16 protein-coding genes are annotated in these 24,042 nt (G+C 40.0%); 6 read left to right on the top strand and 10 right to left on the bottom strand.

Translation table 11 applies throughout. The features are described 5' to 3' along the window. The first annotated feature begins 79 nt into the window (after window positions 1-79). Window positions 80-349 (top strand): hypothetical protein, encoded by a 270-nt coding sequence (locus tag H6G41_RS13340; RefSeq protein WP_190746663.1) that lies wholly within the window; start codon window positions 80-82, stop codon window positions 347-349. Between the two features lie 117 nt (window positions 350-466). Here H6G41_RS13340 and H6G41_RS13335 read toward each other — a convergent pair whose 3' ends face one another. Continuing rightward, window positions 467-6,796 (bottom strand): PAS domain S-box protein, encoded by a 6,330-nt coding sequence (locus H6G41_RS13335; protein ID WP_190746662.1) that lies wholly within the window; start codon window positions 6,794-6,796, stop codon window positions 467-469. Window positions 6,797-6,901: 105 nt separating this feature from the next. Between H6G41_RS13335 and H6G41_RS13330 the strand changes: the two genes are divergently transcribed. Next, on the top strand, window positions 6,902-7,399 hold the full coding sequence (locus H6G41_RS13330; protein WP_190746661.1) for a DUF3592 domain-containing protein: 498 nt from the start codon (window positions 6,902-6,904) through the stop codon (window positions 7,397-7,399). A gap of 211 nt (window positions 7,400-7,610) precedes the next feature. On the opposite strand, the gene H6G41_RS13325 is transcribed toward H6G41_RS13330, so the two are convergent. After that, a complete protein-coding gene (locus tag H6G41_RS13325) occupies window positions 7,611-9,887 on the bottom strand; it encodes a response regulator (protein ID WP_190746660.1) in 2,277 nt (758 codons plus the stop codon). 1,095 nt (window positions 9,888-10,982) lie between these two features. Between H6G41_RS13325 and H6G41_RS13320 the strand changes: the two genes are divergently transcribed. The 3 genes from H6G41_RS13320 (at window position 10,983) to H6G41_RS13310 (ending at window position 14,082) form a co-directional block, all read left to right on the top strand. After that, complete coding sequence (locus tag H6G41_RS13320) at window positions 10,983-12,218, top strand: phosphotransferase family protein (protein WP_190746659.1); 1,236 nt, start codon at window positions 10,983-10,985, stop codon at window positions 12,216-12,218. Window positions 12,219-12,435: 217 nt separating this feature from the next. Further along, window positions 12,436-13,524 (top strand): T3SS effector HopA1 family protein, encoded by a 1,089-nt coding sequence (locus H6G41_RS13315; protein ID WP_190746658.1) that lies wholly within the window; start codon window positions 12,436-12,438, stop codon window positions 13,522-13,524. A 111-nt stretch (window positions 13,525-13,635) separates the two neighbouring features. After that, entirely contained in the window at window positions 13,636-14,082 is a 447-nt protein-coding gene (locus H6G41_RS13310) for a thioesterase family protein (RefSeq protein WP_190746657.1), read from the top strand. 306 nt (window positions 14,083-14,388) lie between these two features. Here H6G41_RS13310 and H6G41_RS13305 read toward each other — a convergent pair whose 3' ends face one another. The 3 genes from H6G41_RS13305 to menA form a co-directional block, all read right to left on the bottom strand. Continuing rightward, window positions 14,389-15,786: a 2-succinylbenzoate--CoA ligase gene (locus H6G41_RS13305; protein WP_190746656.1), complete on the bottom strand. Its 1,398-nt coding sequence runs from the start codon at window positions 15,784-15,786 to the stop codon at window positions 14,389-14,391. After that, window positions 15,780-16,757 (bottom strand): o-succinylbenzoate synthase, encoded by a 978-nt coding sequence (locus H6G41_RS13300; RefSeq protein WP_190746655.1) that lies wholly within the window; start codon window positions 16,755-16,757, stop codon window positions 15,780-15,782. The genes H6G41_RS13305 and H6G41_RS13300 overlap by 7 nt, the downstream gene beginning before the upstream one ends. An 83-nt stretch (window positions 16,758-16,840) precedes the next feature. Further along, window positions 16,841-17,737: a 2-carboxy-1,4-naphthoquinone phytyltransferase gene (gene menA / locus H6G41_RS13295; RefSeq protein WP_190746654.1), complete on the bottom strand. Its 897-nt coding sequence runs from the start codon at window positions 17,735-17,737 to the stop codon at window positions 16,841-16,843. Between the two features lie 286 nt (window positions 17,738-18,023). Here menA and H6G41_RS13290 point away from each other — a divergent pair, with 286 nt between their 5' ends. Continuing rightward, complete coding sequence (locus H6G41_RS13290; protein ID WP_190746653.1) at window positions 18,024-19,439, top strand: isochorismate synthase MenF; 1,416 nt, start codon at window positions 18,024-18,026, stop codon at window positions 19,437-19,439. Between the two features lie 342 nt (window positions 19,440-19,781). Here H6G41_RS13290 and H6G41_RS13285 read toward each other — a convergent pair whose 3' ends face one another. From H6G41_RS13285 to H6G41_RS13265, 5 genes are all read right to left on the bottom strand, one after another. Continuing rightward, entirely contained in the window at window positions 19,782-20,078 is a 297-nt protein-coding gene (locus H6G41_RS13285) for a DUF2288 domain-containing protein (RefSeq protein ID WP_190746652.1), read from the bottom strand. Window positions 20,079-20,150: 72 nt separating this feature from the next. After that, the gene (locus H6G41_RS13280) at window positions 20,151-21,188 is read right to left on the bottom strand and encodes an AI-2E family transporter (protein ID WP_190746651.1); all 1,038 of its coding nucleotides are present in this window, start codon (window positions 21,186-21,188) and stop codon (window positions 20,151-20,153) included. A gap of 90 nt (window positions 21,189-21,278) precedes the next feature. Continuing rightward, a complete protein-coding gene (locus tag H6G41_RS13275; protein WP_190746650.1) occupies window positions 21,279-21,917 on the bottom strand; it encodes a 1-acyl-sn-glycerol-3-phosphate acyltransferase in 639 nt (212 codons plus the stop codon). Between the two features lie 132 nt (window positions 21,918-22,049). Beyond that, the gene (gene fabD / locus H6G41_RS13270; protein ID WP_190746649.1) at window positions 22,050-22,931 is read right to left on the bottom strand and encodes an ACP S-malonyltransferase; all 882 of its coding nucleotides are present in this window, start codon (window positions 22,929-22,931) and stop codon (window positions 22,050-22,052) included. A 99-nt stretch (window positions 22,932-23,030) separates the two neighbouring features. Further along, complete coding sequence (locus H6G41_RS13265) at window positions 23,031-24,023, bottom strand: beta-ketoacyl-ACP synthase III (RefSeq protein WP_190746648.1); 993 nt, start codon at window positions 24,021-24,023, stop codon at window positions 23,031-23,033. Window positions 24,024-24,042 lie beyond the last annotated feature (19 nt).

Below are 24,042 nucleotides of genomic sequence, written 5' to 3'. Positions count from 1 at the left end.
TTTACTCTACAAAGTAACCTTACAAAAGTGTGTTTTAGAGAACAGCTTATTAACTAGAGTTTGTAGGAAGGATAATCAGATGCTACCCACAAAAACTCAACTTCTGCCGACTATGATTACTCTCAGCGTTATTGGGTATTTTGTGTGGCCGATGTCTGCTTTCCAACTGAGAGTTAACTCTGATAGCAATCAAATGTTGAACCAGCGGATTGATGCCGTAGATGTCAGAAATAGGGTAGAAGTTGAAAATTTGGATTGTAAAGTACCGATTAATAGGGTGAGTAAAAGGTCTGTGAGCCAGGTTTTTACGATAGACAACTACCAACTTCTGCGACTTTTAAGAAAGTGAAGAGTCTTCCCTGTGTAGGAGTTCCCCTAAAGCGAGATCCTGGGTAGTTGTCAAATTTGTCAGTTGTCAGTTGTCAGTTATCAGGCGTCTACCTTTTATTCCTATGCCCCATACCTATCATTCCATCAGTTCGATAATTTCATCAAAACAGAAGCGACGGTTTAAGTTTGTGAGTTCTCTGGCTAAGATGGCTTGAGATGCGGGGATTTGTTCTATTAATTGTAAAATGCGATCGCCATCCACTTCATTGGCAGCTTGGTAAAGTTCCCTAATCCATGTCTCTGGCATCAGCTTTAAGGATGCGCGCAGGGTGGAAACAGCAGGAGTTGGGTAATCTGGCGCTGCATCTGTATCTGGGGAATTGCTGTTTTCGGCGTATAGGTAACTTACCCCCAAATGTTCGGCAAGTTTATCGAAAATTAGCTGTTCTCGGAAGGGTTTGCGGATTAAGTCGTTACAACCGGCGGCTAAAATGGTTGATTTTTCTTCTTCAAAGGCACTAGCTGTCAGGGCAATAATGATAGTTTGATTTTCTTTGGCTTGCTGTTGCGCCTGATTTCTAATTTCTCTGGTGGCTGTATAGCCATCCATCACCGGCATTCGCATATCCATAAATATGACATGGGGCTGCCAAGTTTGCCAAAGAGCGATCGCTTCTTGTCCATTGTTAGCGCAGGAAACTTCAAAACCAACTTCACTTAGTAATTGAACGATAATATCTTGGTTATTCGGCGCATCATCTACTACTAAAATTCTATAAATTGGTTGTGCCCCGACTAAGCCAATTACCTTACCAGTAGTGAATTGCGGTGTCTGTTGCCAAGCTTCAGCTAAAGTTACTAGCAGGTGAAAGCGAAAAGTTGCACCCTGTCCTAAACTGCTGCTACAGTTGATATCGCCTCCCATTAGGCGGATAAATTGACGGCTGATAGCCAGCCCTAAACCTGTGCCTTCAATGGCTTGGTTACTGCTGCTTTGGACAAAAGGCTGAAACAATTTATCCATATCTTCTGGGGCAATACCCCTACCAGTATCTTCGATTTCAAAATAAAGAATACAGCCTTGCTGTTGCTGATTATCTAGTCTGCGCATCTCAGCAGTAGTGCGCAAAGTTACTGTACCTTTTTGTGTAAATTTGACGGCATTACCTAATAAATTAATAAGTACCTGACGTAATTTACCTTCATCAGTGTTGATATATTGAGGAATATTGGCGGCAATTTCAAACCTCAGGCACAGTTGCTTGGCCTTTGCCCGGATTTGGAACATATCCTGGATTGTTTGTAATAATTGATGCAGGTCTAAAGGTTCGGAATGTAAAACGATGCGTCCGGCTTCGATTTTTGACATATCCAACACATCGTTGATTAAATTCAGTAGATGTTCGCCACTACGGTTAATAGTTGCTAAAGATTGGCGTTGTTTATCAGTCAAGCTAGTGTCTCTCTCCATTAACTGGGCAAAACCGAGAATGGCATTTAATGGGGTACGCAGTTCGTGACTCATATTCGCCAAAAAGGTACTTTTAGCACGGTTGGCTGCTTCGGCGGCTTCTTTAGCAAATAACAGTGCTTGTTCTGCTTGATGTCTGACTCTACCCATTGCGATAATTTCCCCGACTAACTTCAGCAGGTTGACATCCTCTTGACTCCAAGTTTTACTGGCGTGAACGACATTTGCTAGTACTATCCCCACAACTTTCTCAGAGTGAATCATGGGTACAGCGACAACAGATTTAACCGAGGTAGCAGCAACAATTTCTCTTTCTATAGGATTAAGGTTTTCTGGCGTAAAGGTAGATTGGATGACTTTACCTTGTAATAATTGCTGATGATATTCCGGGAATTCACTGATAGATAAATTACTCGCCTGATTCGCCATTGACTCAATGCCTGGTTGATGCCATTCGTAGAGCAGATAGCATTGGGCTTGATTATCTGAGTATGCATAGATACAACAGCGTTCGGAATCAATAAATTGGGCGATCGCCTGGAGGGTAAAATTAATAGCTGTATGCAAATCGCGATCGAGAAATTGCCGAGAAATGCTGCTGAGTAAACTTTGTGCTTGGGCGCGGCGTTTTAGGGCTTGTTCAGCTTGTTTGCGATCGCTAATATCCACAATCATAAACTCCAAGCAGGATTCTTCTAAGTTGGGGCGAGCTGACATTAGCCCCCATCTGAGTTCCCCATCTTGGCGGCGTAATTGAATTTCATAATTACGCACTTCCCCATGCTGTTCAATTTCGGCGAATAAAGCGGCGCGAGCATCGGGGTTAACTTGGAATTCTGGGGCGTAGCGTTTACCAATTAAATCAGCAACGTTACTGTAACCGATAATTTCGGCACAAGGTTGGTTAATTTCTAAAAATAATCCATCTTCTAGGCGGCTGCGACCGATACCCACTAAGGAATTTTCAAAAATATTGCGGTATTTTTGTTCGCTACGGCGTAGCCCTTCTTCTGCTTGTTTGCGAGAGGTGATATCCATCCCCACACCAATCATTCTGACCGCCCTACCAGTCGCATCGCGAAAAGCTTGACCTTTGCCTAACATCCAGCGAATGCTACCATCAGGCCAGATAATGCGGAATTCGGTGTTGTAATCGCTAACTGAAGAAACAGCATTAGCGATCGCATTGGTGAGAATTTCCCGATCTTGGGGATGAACAATTTCTAAGAATGCCTCAAAGGTTCCGCCAAAGGTACCAGGAGCAAAACCATGTAGGGGTTCGAGATTATCAGACCAAGCTAGGTCATTGGTGAGAATATTCCAATCCCAAATACCCATGCGTCCAGCTTCTAAAGATAATCTCAGCCGTTCTTCACTCACTCGCAGGGCGGCTTCGGCTTGTTTGCGCTTGATTCCTAAAGCAATGTCATTGGCGGCGAATTCTAATGCTTGTAATGCGGCTTCTGTGAATGTTAAAGGCGCAAACATTACCCACGCCCCCAGTAATTGTTCTTCTAGCATCAAAGGATAACCAGCAAAACTGAGCATTCCTTTTTGCACTGCCCAATCTCGGTAAATAATCCGCCGATCTTCTAAAATTGTATTGGTGAAATAGGGTTGACGTTGGTGAGCGATCGCCAATTCATGCACGGGAATTTGGGGATGATTGGCAATTTCTGGAGGATTGACAGCACCAGCAGTACCTTGTAATTCCAGCAGATTTCCTGACTCATCTACAGTCCAGATTTGCACAAAAGCCGCATTCAGATATTTCACTACGGCTGCGGTACAACGATTTAAGATAACTTGTAAATTATCGCTTTGAGCTAAAGCGCTACCAACTTCTGCCCGAAATGCAGCCAAATTCGCTCTTTCTTGTAAAGCGGCTTCGACTTGTTTGCGATCGCTCAAATCTTGAACAATCGCCTGTACTAATTTATGTTCTCCTACTTCCACTGCTGTTAAGGAAACTTCCGCTGGAAAATCCGTACCATCAGCGCGACGATGTACCCATTCAAAGCTATGAGTACCTGTTTCAAAAGCTGTGGCAATATTTTGATTAGCCAAGCTATAAGCATCTTTACCATTTGGTTGTAAGGGTGCGGAAACTAAACTAACATGCTTACCTAAAAGTTCTGCTGTGGAATAGCCAAATAACTGTTCTGCTGCTCGATTCAAATCAAAAATACCCTGCTCGTTACCTAGTACAATGGCAACACTAAGCGATTCGTAAAGCGCCCGTAATTTTGCTTCTGATAGTCGCAGTGCTTCTTCTGCTTGTTTGCGGGGTGTGATATCAGTAATAATCAAAGTCACCAGCCAGGAATCTGTTGCTGCATCGCGGACAGAGGTTTGACTGTAATATAACCAACGGATGCTACCATCGCGATGGCGATAGCGATACTCGCCCTCATGGGGACGTTCGGCAAAAATTGCCGCAAAACTTTGTTCTAATGATGGTTCTAAGTCTTCTGGTAAGATGCGGGAAGCAACCAAATAACTATTCGCCATCATTTCTGCGGCAGTGTAGCCTCTAATCTTCTCACATCCAGGAGAACAGTATTCTATTACCCAGTCCCGGTTAGGATAAATGCGGTAACGCTCAATAGAAGCAAAGGTACTATTGAGAATTGTGTTTAGCCTGGCTTCGGAAGCTTGTAAGGCGGCTTGAGCTAGTTTTTGCTCGTTAATATTGTGAACTGTGCCAATAATCTGCAAGTTACCTTGAGCATCTTGCATCAGCGCTAAGTTAGCAGTTTGCCATTGCCAACTACCATCTTTATAAAGCGATCGATGTTCTAAATCGGAAAATCGCTCACCTGTAGCCATTACCTGTTGCACTGCTGCTACACACTTGGGTAAGTCTTCTGGATGGATAAATGATGCATAAGATTTTCCTTCCATCTCCGCTGGGGTATAGCCAGTAATATTTAATACATTAGGAGAAGCATAGGAAATAATATGATCTGAGTTAACTAGGCAAATAATTTCATTAGCATTTTCCACAATATTGCGGAACTTCGCCTCACTTTCTCGCAAAGCAGCTTCAGTGCGTTTCTGATTGCTAATATCTGTAGCAATTACCGTCACCACCCAAGAATCTGTCTCTGTATGTCTTACAGAAGTAGAACTAAAAGAAATCCAACGCAAGCATCCATCAGGGTGGAGGTAGCGATATTCACTTTCATAGGGAAGTTCAGCAAAAATAGCATTAAAGCCTGCTGTAATATCAACTTCCAAGTCTTCTGGGACAATTCGCGACAGTAAAAGGTTTTTATCGGCGATTAATTCTTCTGGGGAATATCCCCAAAGCTGAATACTGCCAGCCGAACAGTATTCAAAATGCCAATTATTACTAGTATAAACCCGGATACGATAGATGGCAGCTAGGGCACTGCTGAGAATGGCATTAAGTCTAGCTTCTGAGGCTTTAAGTGCTTCTTCTGCGAGTTTGGGGGCTGTGATATCCCGAAACGTCCAAACTCTACCAAGAATATTGTCGCCTAATTTTTGAGGACAAGAATAGCGCTCAAATATTCTCCCATCTTTGAATTCTAATAAATCGTAACTATTAGCTTCGGGCGTGGCATATAGTTGTTTAACTTTTTGCAAAAATCCTGCCGGATCTTTTAATTGATTGGCAAGATGAGCGATACGTTTACTTTGTTCTGGTTCTGCTAAAATCTGTGGAGGAATTGACCACATCTCCAAAAATACGGAGTTGTAACTGACAATATTACCTTGGTGATCAATCGCTAATATCCCATCATGAATTGATTCAAAAGTCGCCTGTAAAAGTGATAGGGAAGATTCTAATTCTGCTTGAGCTTGTTTGCGCGCAGTGGCATCGGTTCCTACAGAGAGAATTTCTAATAAATTACCCTCTGCATCTAAAATTGGTTTATTCGCCCAAACGATCCAACGCCTTTGCCCATTTTTACAAATATTTTCATTTTCATTAAATAGATAATTTTCTGGATGTTGGCAAATATCTATCATTAATTCCTGCAAATCGCGCCCAGAAGTTTCTGTTTCCGGCACAATCGTCCCGACAACATTCTGTCCAATAATTTCATCTAATTCAAAACCAAAAAACCTTTGACCGTAATCATTTAAAAATTTGATATTTGCGGCGCTATCCCAACGTAAAATAATACAGTTTGCGGTTTCGACTAAATCGCGATATTGGGATTCACTTACTGCTAATGCGGCTTCGGTACGTTTACGTTCTGTAATATCGCGTCCGACGCCAACGACAAATAAATTCCCATTAGCATCTTCTAAGGTAGATAAATTAGCTAATTGCCATTGCCAACCAGCATCTTTTTTGCGAAAGCGGTATTCAATTCCCGATTGCTTTTCGCCTATAGTGAATGCTTTATTTAGTGCTTGCACACACTTATCTACATCATCGGGATGAATAAAAGGTTGAAAGAATTGTCCTGTTAATTCTGCCGCATTCCACCCCGTCATATTTTCAATATTCGGGGATATGTAGCAGATTTTTCCAGATGCATCAATCAAACCTATAGAATCATTGGCAGTTTCTACCATCAAGCGAAATTTTGCTTCGCTTTCTTGTAAAGCGGCTGCTGTGCGTTGACTTTGGGTAATATCTCTAATAATTATGACTGCGGTAGAATCAGATTCTGATGTGGCACAAATACCAGAAATTTGCCATACAAAGCTTTGTTTTTTTAGCTTCACTTCATAGTTTGTAGTTTCATAGTCTCCTGCGTGTAACCGGATATGGGGATATGCTTCTAAGGCTATAGCTTTTCCTGATTTTTGCAAGACTATGAGATCGCTAAATCTAGAGCCAATGATGTCGCTATTCGGGCGATTGAGCAAATTAGCAAAAGCGGCATTACACCATTGTACTTTTTGCTCTGCTCCTACCCAAACTACAGCATCTGCGATCGCCCCAAGGGTGAGTTGCATTTTACCGAGGAGCGCCTGTAATTCATTGATTTCCTCTATTGTTTCCCCACTCATAGCCATTTCTTAATAAAGGTTATTGGAAATCTCCCCTACTTTTCCCCGATTTATCCCTAAATTATGCAGTAGTTCAGTAAATATATGACAATTTCAACAAATTCTATGAGTAAAGTTACTAAGTTCATCGGTTCCGTTATGGCTGGTATGGGTACCTTATTTACTGTTATAGGTGTCGTCAATGGACTAGATACCCGTTCTTTTGTCAACTCATCCATACAAACACAAGGAACAGTAATTGATGTAGTCAGACGTTCATCAAGAGATAGTGATGGTGATATATCATACGCCTATTACCCGGTTATCAAATTTACACCAGCCTCTGGCGAAGAAACGATATTTGAATCAACTACAGGTACTAATCCACCGAGTTATTCTCGCGGTCAGTCAATAAACATATTATACAATCCGCAACAACCCAATTCAGCTAGAGAGAACTCTTGGTTTACACTGTGGGGATTTCCGGCTATATTTACCGGCATCGGGTCAATTTTTGTGGTAATTGGTGGAGCTTTATTTTTAGTTAAATTACCTGTACAACAGCAAGTAAATTTTGATTTTGACGCTCATTTCCATGATGATAGTTTTGGTAAAGACTTCTAAAAATCTGGAAAAAGGCATTGTCACTATTTTAAATTTATTGCTAAGTAAATCAATAAATCTGTAAGGGTTTGGTACATATAATTTTAAGGGCATGGCAGTGCCATGCCCTACCTGCGTACCTCATTTACTTGAAATGTATGTTGTAGATATCAATAAATACTACAGCCATTTTATGTTTAAATTGTCTTTATTAACAGTCAACCGTCAACAGTCAACAATTAACTATCCTTTCTATAGCAGTTTGATACAAAGATTGGATAGTAAACCCATCTTGAGGATATTCAACTACAGCATAATTACAGAGACTTTGGAAGCGATCGCCATTAGCATCTGTAAAGATTTGTTGCCGTAGGGTTGTCGAAATTTCCGTTAAGCGATCGCATACTTCCAACTTTGTTAACCCAGAAAACGCGATCGCAAATTCCCCATTACCCCAATAAGCCAATATTTCCCCACTCCGAAAAGCTGACTGTAAAATCCTGCTCCATCTTTGTAATACTTGATGACCAAATTCATGACCATACTTAATATTAATTTGTGCTAAATCGCTCACACAAAGAAACGCCACACAAACTAACTCGCGATTTACCTGCGCCTTTTCCAGCATTTGTTGTAATTCTCGACTAGATTGGGGCTGATTTTTCAATCCTGTTAATGCATCTTTAAAAGATAATGTTTGCCATAAACGATTGCGTTCTAGGCGATGTAAAATCCGGGTAATTAATTCGGCATCAACTACAGGTTTCACCACATAATCATCACCACCTGCGGCAAAGACTTGCTGTACAGTTTCAATATCCCGGTGTGCAGTTAAAAATAAAATTGGTAAATTCTGCCATCGAGGATCTGTACGTACCGCCTGACAAAGTTCTATACCATTGATTTGGGGCATTTCCACATCTAAAATGATTAAATCGGGTGTGACTGATTGCAGTACATCCCAAAAGCGTAATGGATCGCTTAACCCTGTCATCCGCATTCCCCAAGGTTCAAGTATAGAACGTAAACCAGCGAGAATTATCGGGTCATCATCTATTACTAAAATATGGACTGAAGTTTTGATAGTTTGCTGCAAAATTTTAGCAGCGATATTCCATATTTGTTCGGCTGTAGTTGGCTTAACTAAAAATCCTCTTCCCCCAGCGCGCGCCACTGTGACTCTATCTACTATCCCATCAGCATTTGCTAAGACAATAACGGGTACTGATGGCGTGCGGTTAGATAATTCTCCTAGTAAAGTGAGGCTTTCTTCTCGCGTACCTACATCATCTACATTTAAAATTACTAAATCTGGTGATGCCGTTTTGAGATAATCTTTCGCATCATGAATTGTGCCTATTTGCTGCCATTCACCTGTAGATGTTAATTGTTGTAATTGGCTAAAAAGTTGTAAATCTGGGTCAATTAATAGTAAACGAGTGGTTGAAGATGAATTAGCGACAAATTTATTGCTATGTAAATTTAATAAATTTTCTAACTGTTGAATTAAAGATAATAATTCCTGGATTTTCAATGTAGACAATTCGCCATCATGGTTGAGATTTTTTTCAATCTCTCGTGAGAGTTGCGTGCCACTTTCCAACTCAAACATCCCCAACACACCAGCTAATTTGTGTGCAGCCTGTGCCGCAGATTGGCGTAATTCTGATGTTAAATTAGCTGTTTTAAGCGCAGTTGCAGCTTGTTGAATTACCTCCAGTCGTTGCATCATTAATCCTTGATACTTGTTCCATAAACCAGTCATGGCTGTTTGGAACTGCTGGTTGACAGCTTTTGCAGTATCGGTTGTTGCAATTGGCGTTTTTGGTGTCTCTTCTGGGGGAGGATTGAGACGATAACCCACCCCGTAAACATTTTCAATCCAGTTACCTGCACCGACAGCTTTGAGTTTCTGGCGCAGCCATTTAATATGAGACTTAACTGTTTCTTCTTGGGGTGGATCGTCAAAACTCCAAAGATGTTCGATGATATTACCCCGACTAAATACTCGTGTTGGGTTGCGCATTAATAGCTCTAGCAGGCTGTATTCTTTTGGTGTTAAGTCCAAAAGTTTGCCATTGTAACTCACCTCATGAACACTCGGATTTAGACGCAGGGAAGCAATTTCTAGTACTGGGTTGCGACTGACTTCACCGCGACGCAGCAACGCCCTAACTCTGGCTTGTAACTCTTCTAAATCGAAGGGTTTAATGAGATAATCATCTGCACCAGCATCTAAACCACGGATGCGATCGCTTGTAGCCTCTTTTGCTGTCATCAATAAAATTGGCGCTGCACAGCCACTAGAACGCAGCTTTTGACATAGAGTAATCCCATCTAATCTTGGTAACCCTACATCCATCATAATTAAGTCATAACTGGCGCTTTGGGAATATTCCCAGCCCATTTCGCCGTCGCTGGCAATCTCTACAACATAGTGTTGCTTATTTAAAGATTGCGACACAATAGTTCTTAATACCTCATCATCCTCGATGAGCAAGATTCTCACTGCCAACTCCTTTGTTGTACAGAGGGTTATACCCCTTAACGCTCTTGAGATAATTGTGTAGTATTTTTACTCTTATGTATCATTAATTTTGATTAGTCTTGGCTAAGAAATAATTCAATGATAGATCTGATTCATCGTAGAGGGATTTGTCAAAGACAGGAATAAAGTCCTGACTACGAAATTATTTACATACGAGGACTAATGCAGCAGGCTATTTGCACGGTGAATATTTGCTTATTACTTATACTCTGGTTAAACCATGAGTTACAAAAGCAACAACTTCCCGTGTATTCTAGTAAGAATGATTAAAATTTAACCATAAAAAAATCATAACTACTCAGCTAAAACATCCGGTTTAGTTGGCTTTTAGTTGTTAAATAAAAATATGAATGCTGAAATTCATGTTTTGTGCGTTGAGGAGTCTGACTAATTGTGAGCGATGCTAAACCAGGAATAAATGTAATACGATATACATTTTTTCTATCATTTAGATACGCGAATTTTTAGCATCGAATAACATTAACAACTAATAGACTTTTCTGAGTTACTTATTGCACAGTTAATAGTTTTTTCATTGGTAACAACATGGTAGAAGGTAGAAACGACAATATTTTTTGTAAATTTATTGTGCGCTATCAGCCTTTTTACTTAATTAAATTCCCAAATAACTAACAACTGGCAACTGACATAGTTTGCAATTACACCAGGGTTTAGCACTGACAAACTGAGCTAGTACGAACTTGGTTAGCACAAAATTGCGGTATGAATAAAATCATGGATTTGATTTGCAGATTTCATAGGCTAGAAATAGTTCTAGAACAAAAGACACAGCCGCAATCGTTAATATATACCTACGTAACTAGACAGAAAACTGTAAAGATTGAACAATCAAACCCATAAATTTGTAAAGGAACAGTAAAGGATATATTGGCATTTTGGCAGGTTTTGCTAGGAGACATCGGATATTAATAGATTGTACGAATAGTTATTGATATTCATACATATAGTTGCTATCTACCGAAAACTCCTAGAGCTAGGTTAATCCTAAAATAGGTGAGTTTGTCAGCAATTTTACGTAGTAGGAAATAATCATACATGGTATTAACACTGTCTTCTCAAAACGTTATCCAGTATCTGCAAGATGCAGGTCTGTGTAGCTCAGAAGATGGAACAGCAAACGAATCTGAGTTACCAGATGGTAGTAAAAATTTCAATTTATTAGTTAATCTGGTAGGTAATAGCAAACTACTAGTTAAACAAGAACGTCAGCAAAATCAAGCAGAAACAACCCATGAATTCTTTAATGAATGGTTGTTTCACCAATTGCTACAACAGTTTCCGGTGATTGGTAATATTTCTGCGATCGCATCTTTAGTAGTACATTTTGATGAGGATAATTCTATCCTTGTCCGCAACTACTTAAGCGATTATCAAGAACTAGGGAATTTTTACCAAACAACCGATATCTTCCCAGAGGAAATTGCTCAAGCTATTGGTACGACTTTAGCAGCGCTACATCGTGCGACTTTCAACCGTCGAGAGTACCGCGATTTTATGGCGACTGCACCCCAAGGACAATTTCGCTATCATTTCTATAATCCCGCCCAAGGTATCGAATCGATTACACCGGAGATTTTTGGCAGAATTCCCAGTGAAGCATTAAAGTTTTATACTTTATGTCAGCGTTACGAAAGCTTAGAATCGGCAATTGCAGACTTAGCTTATGAATGGAATCCTTGCTGTCTCACTCATAACGATTTGAACTTAACCAATATTTTGGTGCATTCACGCTGGCAGCAGCTTGATAATTGCTTGGTAAGATTAATTGATTGGGAAGCTTGCTCATGGGGAGATCCCGCCTTTGATTTAGGTAGTATCATCGCCAGTTATTTACAAATTTGGCTTTCAAGTTTGGTAGTAGATTCCTCTTTAACATTAGAAGAATCTCTGCATCTGGCGGTAACACCTTTAGAGATTTTGCAACCTTCAATTTTGGCTTTAATCAGGAGTTATCTTGATGCTTTCCCGATGATTTTAGAATATCGTCGCGATTTTATTTTGCGCGTAGTTCAGTTTGCTGGATTAGCCTTAATTCATCAAATTCAAGACAAAATTAAATGTCGTAAAGATTTTGATGATATCGACATTTATGTGTTGCAAGTTGCCAAAAATTTCTTAACTATGCCAGAAAAAGGGGTGCTAACTGTTTTCGGAATTTCCGCAGCAGAAATAGTACAACCTGTGGTGAAAGTCGAGAAAGTTACTCAGCCAGAACGCGAGAAGCAATTAGTTCGCCTTTATTACGAAAAAACCCGCCTACGTGGTTGCTAACCTATATTAGCCGAACTATATAACATGCAAAATATTAACTTTTGCATTTGAAGTTTTTATGCTATTTCCTCACACAGAATATTCTATTACTTGACGTTGGTATCAGGGAAGTCCGCTATTGACTATATGTTGGTTGTTGCATACCAATTCAGAATTACGAATTACGAATTACGAATTGGTAAACATTCCCCCTTCTGAATTTTGAGGTTTTAATTCAATGGTATATTCTTCTGTCGATCAACCACTGACTTCGCTGTTTGATATTGCTAGCAATATTCAAATTGAATCTAATTTTTCGATTCATCACCCCAATTATCAGCCTTTTGCTTTACCAGCCAAAGTAGCAGACAGATTTCAGCAAAATTCGCCAGATTTGCAGCACAAGTATTTAACTTTGTTATTGCGGAATTTTCTGTATGGTATCTATTACAACGGATATCTGCAAAATATTTTGGCAGTTAATGGTGATGCGACACAGAATTTACCACACCAAAATTTAGAAAATAGTTCCGCTTTAGGAATTGATGGGGAATTTTACGAACGCCTACACAATTGCAATCACGGTACTGGTTATTTTGATCCGAATTGGGAAGTATTGCGTCAAGAACCTGATGGTAGTATTGCGGTAATTAAAGGTGGTTTAACTTTATATATTGAGCCAGATTGTCATCTTAAACCCCAATCTCGCAAAGCTAAACCTGGCGATTTAGTAGCAATATGGATGCCCAAAAATCGCATTCAAAACGGCTGTTATTTAGCAGTGAGTAATTTTGGACAACAAAAACAAGATAATCCAGATGCAGATTTAGGTACAGGACGAATCTATTTTAATATCACACCATTTGGTGCGATCGCGCTTATGGATAGTCTGACAATGGAACTCAACGAAGCTGGTATTCCCTTTAGTTTCCAAGTTCCCTACAATCCCTCAGCATACGAACGCTACGATTCTGGGATACTTTATTTTGAACCTCACAACTATTGCGCGATTCGTGAAGTTTTGCAAACTGTTTATACAGAACATGAATCTCATTTCAACCCCGAAATTCCCTTGTTTACCAAATATTTAGCACCAGGATTGGGTTTAGCTGAAGAACCAATTAAAAAGTTTGCTGCACAAGAAAGTTTTGGAATGAACCGTTGTCAAATTGTTGCTAATGGTTTACTCGAAGCTTGGCAAAATGGTAAGAATGCTTTGGACGAAAGAATGTACGCCATTAACCGTCACTTTAACAGACATTTAGTAGATGTACAGCGTCCTTACCTCAATCCTCGTTCTGAAGATATTTACTCTCCGTTACATTAATTGTTGTGTTTGGACTATTACCAAGCCTACAAAATACGCAGTTACGGTAATATGATTTAAAGCAGGCGATCGCCTGCTATTTTTATGCATGAAATTTTTGCATCAATAAATATGCCCTTCACTTATAAGCGTAGCGTTCGCTTCCAAGATACCGATGCTGCTGGAGTAGTGTATTTTGCGAATATTTTAGGGATTTGTCATGAAGCTTACGAAGAATCTCTAGAAGCAGCAGGTATTGATTTAAAAGCTTTTTTTAGCAACCCTGCCGTGGCTTTTCCCATTGTTCATGCTAATGTGGATTTTTTGCGTCCTATATTTTGTGGCGATAAATTGTTAGTTAATTTAATGCCGCAAAAATTAGGTGGAGAAAAGTTTGAAATTGCTTATGAAATTTCTTTGGCTGATGTGTTAGTAGCTAAGGCAATTACTCGGCATGTTTGTATTGATGTGAGTAGTAGAAGTAAGCAAGAATTGCCTGGTGAAATAATTAATTGGTTGGAAATGAACCGCAGAGACACAGAGGAAGCAGAGAGAAGAAAGGCTAGAGAAACGATGTAATTCGTAATTCGTAATTCGTAATTATTTTGTAGGGCGTATTACAATACGGTTTAGTTAAAGATAATTGTAGGTTGGGTTGAGGAACGAAACCCAACATTTCCAGGGGTTTGTTGGGTTTCACTTCGTTCAACCCAACCTACGCAGCTGAGTTGTGAGAATATTTTTTTAATGAACCGCCAAGACGCCAAGTACGCCAAGGATAAGAGAAAAAACTGAGAATTGGTAAATTTCAAAAATGATTTATGATTGTTATAGTAGTGTAACTTTTAATTTGTAGGGTGTGTTATGCCGGAGGCTAACGCACCTTTAAATTTTAACGCTACTTTGTGCGTTACTTGCTATTTGATGTAGTTGCTGGCGGTTAATTTTACCTTGAGAATTGCGAGGTAATTCGGGTACAGAAATCCAGTGTTTTGGTATCTTAAATTTACACAGCTTATCTTGAATCGCTGTTTTAATGTGTAATGCAGTATAAGCTTCTTTGGGTACATAAATTGCTGTTAAAGCTTGTCCCCAATGATTATCTGGTACACCAATTACACAAATATCATGAACCATTTGGGTAGTTCTGATAATTGATTCAACTTCGCAGGGATAAATATTTTCACCACCGCTAATTATTTTGTCACTATTCCGCCCGATAATATTTAAATAACCTTGTTCATCTAAAAATCCAACATCATCTACTGAGAAATTCTGCCGATTATCCCAGAGATTTGGATAGTAACCAAGGGCTAAAGATTGAGCTTGAATGATGATATTACCTGGTTGATTATTATCTAAAATTTCGCCCTTTTGGTTACGAATTATTACTTGAGCATGAGGCAGAATCTGACCAGAATTAACTTTACCACCAAGAAAATCATCGGGTTTCAGGGTAGCAATTTGTGAGGCGGTTTCTGTCATCCCATAGGTTGGTGCTAATCTAATATGATGAAATCGAGCTTTTTCTAATAATTCATCCCACGCAGGCGCACCGCCTAACATTACGGTTTGAAATTGCGATAGCCAATTAGTTAAATTAGGGTTTTGTAGTAGTCGCTGTAATTGGGTTGGAACTAAAGATAGGAAAAAATCTGATATATCAATATTATATATTTGACCTGATTCTAATGATTTAAATGGTAAAATAGATAGTCTACCGCCAATAGTAAAAGAGCGCATAAACTGCATTAAACCACTAACATGATAAAGCGGTAATACACAAAAAGAGTTAATATAATTTAAATTAAAATACTGTCTAAATCCTTGAACAGAAGCGATGAGAGTATCCCAAGTATGAATGGCGAACTTAATCTTTCCTGATGAGCCACCGGTGGGAATCATAATCCAATTTGGGATTTTAGATTTTAGATTTTGAATTTTAGATTGACGATAATAATTTTTTTTGGATATAGTTATCGCTTCAATTCCCCAAATAATATCAGGTTGAACTATATCAAAAACTTGTTCCCATTCTTGCGTTCCCCAATCAGGGTTACAGAGAAATACAGGACAATTAGCGCTACAAGCTGCGATAAAACCTGCTAAAAATCTCTCTGGTTGGCGTTCGGCTAAAATGATTTTTGGTGTTGTACCTGATGCACAAAAATCGATAATTTCTAAATAAAATTCTTCAGCTAATTGCTGTAATTGCAAACTATCGCCACCAATTAGCCAATTGCGCGAGCTTAAATTTCTCAAATCGTTTAAAGGGTTTACCATAGACTTTCAAGCCAAGTATCTTCCTGTTGTTCAAACCAGTGGTTAGTACCAAAACCCACTGCCCGGTTATGGTGAGATAATTCTGCTGCTAGCTGGAGTGCGGCTTTTCTACCGATCACAGTTTCAAATACTGATGAAAACACCGCATCAATGTTATGCTGTTTGCAAAACTGCCTTAATTTGGATGGTGAACCCGCGATCGCAGGTTTAATCACAAAAATCCCTCGCCAACCTTGCTGATATGCGGCGTTAAGCTGGGCGATGGTGGCGACAGATTCATCTAAAGCGATCGCAGTTTTATACATTTGACTCAGTTGCAACATCCTCGCAAATTCCGTCACAGCTAGCGGTTGTTCGATAAATTCGATTTTTTCGCTAAATTCATCGCAATTTTCCAGCCATAACTGAGCTTCTGAATAACTTAACCCACCATTCGCATCTAATCGTAGTTTTGCGGTATCTGGTAAGCTGCGAATCAGTAAATCAAAAATTGCCAATTCTTGCGCGATCGCATCAACACCAATTTTCCATTTAAACGTGCGATATCCTTCCTTCCAAAGATTCTGCCATGCGTTTAACGCCGCCTCTTTAGCGGGAAGTAGGGCGCTGTAATGGGGCATGGGGCATTGGGCATTGGGCATTGGGCATTGATTATTCTCCCCTGTCTCCCTTGTCTCCAATTCCGCCAATGCTGACTCAAAACCAAATTGACAGGCGGGTAAATCGTCGGGAATGGTGAATATCGCCTTGGCTGTAATTTCTTGGGGTAGTTGGTAACAAAAATCTAAGGCTTGTGCAAGAGTTTCCGAACCAAACCAGCTAAGAGGCGCAATTTCACCAAATCCTACCCTACCTACATCATCAATCAGCCGAATGATAATGCTTTCGCGGATATCCCAGTTACCATGACTCGTAATTAGCGATCGCAAAAACTTCCGCGCGATCAGCCGAAATTCAAATTTGTAAATCACATTGTCAATAGTTCAGTTGTCAGTTGTTATTTTTCTGCATCGTCGCATCTGTTCATCTGCCTCATCCCATGCCCCATGCCCATTTAAAGCACAAACCCGACGCCTAACAGCAAACAACTCCAAAAATGGACGGCGACGGCGATAAATTTAGAATTGCTTACCTTATCTGGTTGGTTGTGATTTTGCTGTACATGGCGACATAACTTAAAGGCTGAGGGTAAACTGAGCCAACTTAACAACGTCCAGACAGGAAAAACTCCCCACAACACCAAAATCAAGCTCAGAGGGTAAATACTAGCGGTAAACCAGGTGAGGAGTTGCGAACCGTTATCAGTTCCCAAGCGGACAATAGGCGATCGCTTTCCGGCGGCTATGTCATCGTCAACTTGGTGAAAGTGGGAGCAAAACAAAATTAAACTAGTAACAATGCCAACTATCACCGAAGCTAGTAAGCTGGTTGTTGACCAAGTTTGGGTTTGGCTGTAGTAGGCTGCGCCCACCGCCAACGGCCCAAAGGCAAAAAAACAGAGAATTTCACCTAAACCCTGGTATCCTAAACGAAAGGGAGGGCCTTGGTACATATAGCCCAAACCACAGCAAAGCAGAATTAACCAAATAACAGTTAGGTCTTGTTGCCAAGTTGCGATCGCTAGTATGCCCAGCAACCCTAAAAATAAGCAAAGATTTCCTAACCAAAATACTGCTAACTTTTTGCCAGTTAAATTTACCAATGAATGGTGTTTATTTTTATCTATACCCGTTTCCGAATCAAAAACATCATTACTGATATTTTCCCAGGCTAAAATTAAAATCGCTGCTGCAATAAAAGTAGAAAATATTGCTCCATTAAAAATTTTTGTTTCTGCAAATGCTACGGTTGTTCCTACCCAAATAGGCATAATGGCAACACTATACATTGGCGGTTTAATCGCTGCCATCCATAACTTGCCTTTGGGATATAAAATCTGCTTTGTAGTCATCAGCCGTGGTTAACTAAATTGCCATAACCTTACACATCTTTAGATTTTATTATTTTGCGTGACACCAAATATTGGTCATTTGTAAAAAATTTTTGTTTTTACTCACAGCACATTCTCAAATTGCAGCATAAAACTGAGTATGGCTTGTTGTGGTCTTGCAACACCAAAAACAAGGCAAACCATACTCTGGTGAAATGGCGACTTAATATGTTACCTGTAAGAATACGACCATGTTTAATTGCACTTTAGGAAGATAACTTAAAAAAAATTTACTATTACTAGATCCATGACAGTTTCACCATGTCGTCACAACCTCTTTGTAGATCGCAAAGGCCTCTACCAATTTCTGGAAGCAGTGCAGCAAAATTGCCTCAAAAATAATAGTATGCAAATCGTCAGTATCTCTCTAGAAATTGACTTGGTTGATCCTTTAGTGATCTTAGATACAATTTCTCAAGTTAATGAGATAAATTTCTATTTTGAAAATAAGGGTAAAGGAGAAGCGATCGCCGCGATTGATTCTGTAGCTGAGTTACATATTGATGGCAGTGATCGCTTCAGTAAAGCCGAATATTTTATCAAAAATTCTCTCAAAAATATTATTAGCTTTGGAAATAATAACAAACCTTTTTCAGGCCCGCATTTTTTTTGTTACTTCAGCTTTTTTCATCAAAATTTTCAAATAGATTATCCCTTTCCATCCGCAACCATTTTTCTCCCACGTTGGCAAATTTCTGTCAAAAATCAATCCTGCATGTTGGTAATGAATTCAGTGATGAATGCCAGCGTTAATATTTCTAAATTAATCCAAACCTTATTTAATAAAATTGATACTATCAATTCTTTAAAATACCATTCTCCTAAAATTGATAATTTTCCCAGCAATTATCAAAGAACCTCTGTTACTAACGCTGCCCATTTTAAAAATTCTGTCTCATCTGCTTTAGATAAAATTCATGCCAAACATTTAACTAAAGTTGTCTTAGCAGATGCCTTGGATGTAAAAGCTAGTCATCATTTTAACTTATTTAAGTCTTTAAATAATCTCCGACAAATCCATCCTAATTGCTATATATTTTCCACAAGTAATGGTAAAGGGCAAAACTTTATTGGAGCTAGTCCAGAACGTTTAATTAGTATTTATCAACAACAGTTAATCACTGATGCTTTAGCTGGTTCCGCACCCAGAGGTAAAACACCTGCGGAAGATGCAGCAAACGCCAATAGTTTAATTAATAGCGAAAAAGAAAAACACGAACATTCGCTAGTTATTGATTATATTACTCAGCGCCTCTCGCACATCGGCTTATTACCACAGGTATTACCGCCACGTTTACGACAGTTAACCAACATTCAACATTTATGGACACCCATTAGCGCCATAGTTCCGCCTAACGTCCATCCTCTCAAGATTGTCGGACAATTGCATCCTACACCGGCTGTAGCTGGCGCAGCGAGGGATATTGCTTGTGCAGAAATCCGCCGTTACGAAAACTTTGAGAGAGGTTTATATGCTGCGCCTTTAGGCTGGGTAGACTCTCACGGTAACTGCGAGTTTATTGTGGGGATTCGTTCAGCCCTAATAGATGGCGATCGCGCTAGGTTGTATGCTGGTGCTGGTATCGTCGCCGGTTCCGATCCAGAAAAAGAATTTGCAGAAGTGCAATTAAAACTTCAGGCTTTATTAAAAGCTTTAGTTTAGCGAGAAATTATTTTTAAAATTAACTCTAAATTGTAGGGTGCGTTATCGCTTCAGCGTAACGCACCGTGTAAATATATTTATGACGTTAAATTTATATTTGCATTGATAAGGTATATAAAAATTCAGGTGCGTTAGCCTGCGGCATAACACACCCTACTGGATCGACACAGCTAAAATGATGCAATAGATTTTTGTGAAAAGTGAGATAAATCAATACTTTCTGCTTTATTCTTAATGCACAACTTTAGGCGTGTCGATCCACTACAATTAATTTTGGCTTTGTTTATTGGTGGGATGGTTTTTTTCTCACGCAGAGGCGCAGAGAGTAAGCGAATTTTGAGGTTAAGTATTTACCATTTCCTGTACTATTACGTATGGCTGAATAATCAACGTTTGAAACCGTTTTTGGGGATTACTATTCCATTCTCCTAACTGTTCTGTTGAAGGTTTAGTAATTAATTGCTCATCAATCCATATTTGTACTTGGGGAATATTATCACTTGCGATCGCAACTCCCACATCTAACAAGTCTAGTCCCTGCGTTACTACAATTACTGCATCTCTTTTGACATGAGGAATTAGCCATTCCCATTCCGCTTCATCTAAATTCTCTCTCAAATCTACTCTTAAGTCTGGCATAAATCCTCATCTTTTTATCAGCCTCAATTTAATTGTACATTTTTGTAAACACCAAAAACAAATGACAAATGATTAACCCTCTGATTGCATTTCCTCAATTTCAAACAAAGAGACAATGACGCCAGCTATAGGGATAGAAATAAAAACACCTAGCAATCCTGCAACTCTTGCACCTACTAGCAAAGCAAAAAATACTACTATTGGGTTTAGATTCAGCGCACCTTGCATAATCCGCGGCGCAATTAAGTTATCTTGAATTTGCTGAAGGATAATGCAAGCAACAAATACTTTTATAGCTAGCCAAACATTTTGAGATAATACAATTAAGGTGATAGTACTAACGCCTAATGTTGCGCCTATACCAGGAATAACATCTAATAAACCCACAATTACTGATAACAGTAAGGCAAAAGGTACATTTAATAGTAAAAATACCAGTAACGTAGAACTTGTTAAAAATAAAGTTAATATCAACTGACCGCGAAAGAAACCTAAGAAACTGCGTTGAATAACTTTATTAAACCTACTTCGTCTTTGCCTAGGAACTATTTTTAATATTAATTGCCAAATTTTCTCGCCATCTAAAAGCATAAAAAAAGCAATCACAGCAATTAATATAAAACTGACGAAATTAGTGAGAAATTGTTGTAGGATAGCTAGACTATTCACTAAAGTATTCACAGCTTGATTGCGTAATTGCTCTTGAATAAAGTCTAAATCTATTTGCAAGTTGCGGCTGCGTAAAAAGGTTTCAAATCGCTCTATGAAAGGTGCTAATGAATTTAAAAAAGTAGTGATACTATCTATTAACTGTTGACCTTGAGATAAAACAGCTAAACCTAAAGTAATTGCTATTCCCCCAATAATTACAATGCTAAGGAGGAAAACCAAAAAAACAGCGATACCGTGGGGTAAAAAACGCCGCAGCCATTGCACAGGATAGCTAAGTAAAAAAGCTAAAATAGCGGCGAATGTAAAAATTACAATCACCCCTTGAAAGTATTCTAAAAGTAGGATACTTGCCCAACCAGAAGCTACTAACAGCAAAAAGCGGACTAACGCTAAATTATGTAATCGTTCCCAAAAAGTCTTAGCTTCAAAGGCGCTCATAAGGAATTCAAAAAAGGCATTGTTTTTAAACCTACAGAAACCTTAGAGCGATCGCTACCTCCTTTGAGCAGATTTTTTGGGTTTTTGGACTCATCTTCCTAAATCATGCATCTGGTTAATTACATCGGCGCATTTTTGCGTCAGCGCTTGTAATTCCTCCTTATTTGTCGAAGTAGGCGCATCAATCACTTGACCAATTCTCACTGTAATGGGTACTGCTTGGGGTATTGACGAGCCTTTTTGTAAAATCTTCTCCGTACCCCATAAACTAACTGGTAATATAGGTGCTTTCGCTTTGGCGGCTAATAAAGCTGCACCTCTTTTGGGGTCTGTAATTCGACCATCTGGGGTACGAGTACCCTCCAAGAAAACACCTACAGCCCAACCATTATCAATACATTCTAAAGCCGAACGAATAGCAGTGCGATCGGCTGCACCCCGGCTTACTGGGTAAGCACCATATAATTTAATTACTTGCGCCAAAACAGGTACTTTAAATAACTCTTCCTTGGACATGTACGCTACAGGACGCAGTACGCAGTTAGAAACTATTGGCGGGTCAAAGTAGCTAGCATGATTACTTATCACCACTAAAGGCCCAGATTGCGGCACATTTTCCGCACCCTCAATCCGGACACGAAAGTAAGTATGTAGCATAGGGCTGACTACTGACCACTTAAAAGCGTGATACAGTGCCAAACTAATTAATGGTTCTCGGCTTCTGGTCATTTTTCATTGGGCATTGGGCATTGGGCATTGGGCATGGGGCATGGGGCATGGGGCATGGGGCATTGGGCATTGGGCAAGAATAATTTCTCCCCTATCTCCCTTCCCTAGCCCCTAGCCCCTAGACCCTAGCCCCTAACTAGGCAACTCAGAGGCGTTACGAATATTTTCTAAGCTTAAATCAGAGGTGGTACGTTTAATTAAACCAGTTAGCACGTTACCAGGGCCGATTTCTAATACTTTCTCAATACCAATGGTGGGAAGCAGTAAGGAAATTTCTCGCCATCTTACTGAACCAGTCATTTGATTGATGAGGCGTTGTTTTAAATTTTCTGGCTCAACTGTAGGTGCAGGTTCGACGTTGGAAATTACGGGGACGTTAGCTGGTTGGAATTCTACAGATGCGAGAATTTCTTGGAATTCTTGAGAAGCTGCTTCCATTAAGGGGGAGTGAAATGCACCGGAAACTTTTAACGGGATGGCGCGTTTGGCTTTAACTTCAGACATTACCTTTTGTACGGCGTCTGGAGTCCCAGAAATGACGACTTGGGCGGGGCTGTTATCATTGGCTAGGACTGCATCAGGGGTAGCGGCGATAACTGTATCTAATTGTTCGCGGTCAAAGTTCATCAGCGCCGCCATCATTCCCCCGGAAACGCTATCCATGAGTTCAGCACGCCGCTTGACTAGACGTAAGCCTTCAGCCCAACCAAATACACCTGCAACATAAAGGGCTATGTATTCGCCTAAACTGTGACCGGCAACTAAATCTGGCTGTTGTCCCCGTTCCCGAATTAAGTCAGCAAGAATGGTTTCTACTACATAGAGACAAGGCTGGGTGTAGAGAGTGCGTGATAACTCTTCGGCTTCACTTTGGCACTTTTCGATTACAGACCAGCCTAATATATTCTCAGCTTCGGCAAATCTTTCTTTAGCCAAAGGGATATCTAATAAATCTATTCCCATTCCTGTGGCTTGGGAACCTTGTCCGGGAAACACCCATGCAGTTTTAGTCATTGGTCAGTCGCTTCGCTCTAATTCAAATTCAAAATTAAAAATTCAAAATGAAGAATCCAATTTTTGAATTTTGCATTTTGAATTTTTAATTGTTTATCTTTATCTTCCCCACTGGAATATTGCTGCACCCCATGTTAGTCCAGCGCCAAAGCCGGATACAGCTATTGTGTCATTGGGTTTGATTTTACCTTGCCGCACAGCTTCGTCTAAGGCAATAGGTATGGAGGCGGCGGAGGTGTTGCCATAATTGGCGAGATTACTAATAACTTTATCGTTGGGAATATTAAGACGTTGAGCAACCGCATCCAAAATCCGTTGGTTGGCTTGGTGTAAGACTAGCCAATCTATTTGGTCGATGGTGAGGTTGGCCTGAAATAAGGTTTTATCGATGACTTCTGGCACTTTTTGCACGGCAAAGCGATAGACTTCTTTGCCGTTCATCGTGATGGGATGATATTTACCTTGGCTGATATTAACGCCAGGAATTAGTTCTTTAGCAGCAGCTTGATAGGCGAGATTCAGGTAGTGGTTTTGACTGCCATCACTTTTGAGTGTAAATCCTAGCAAGCGATCGCTTTCATTAGCTTGCAATACTACTGCCCCTGCGCCATCACCAAACAATACACAGGTGCGGCGGTCTTGCCAATCTACCCAACGAGAGAGGATGTCTGCCCCGATCAAAAGTACATTTTGATATACGCCAGTTCTAATGTATTGGGCAGCAGTTACTAGTCCAAATACAAAGCCAGAACAGGCAGCAGTTAAGTCAAAAGCTACGGCTTTGGTCGCTCCTAATTCCGCCTGGATTTGACAAGCACTGCCAAATAAATCGTCAGGGGTAGAAGTTGCCAATAAAATTAAGTCTACATCTTCTGGGGTGATGCCCGCTTCGGCGATCGCTTGACGACTGGCTTTAGCTGCCAGTAAACTCAAAGACTCTGTTGGCAGAGCCACCCGTCTTTGGCGAATTCCTGTCCTGGTGGTAATCCATTCGTCGGATGTTTCCACCAGTGCGGTTAGCGCTTCATTTGCTAGGGAAGTTTCTGGTACTGCCGAGCCACTTCCGGTAATTGCTATGCCTAACTTATGCACTCCTTGTCTCCCGAAATCT

This window comes from Tolypothrix sp. FACHB-123, assembly GCF_014697075.1.
Classification (GTDB): Bacteria; Cyanobacteriota; Cyanobacteriia; order Cyanobacteriales; family Nostocaceae; genus Aulosira.
The sequence above is the reverse complement of the archived record's forward strand: the minus strand, read 5'-3'. Positions and strand labels throughout refer to the sequence as shown.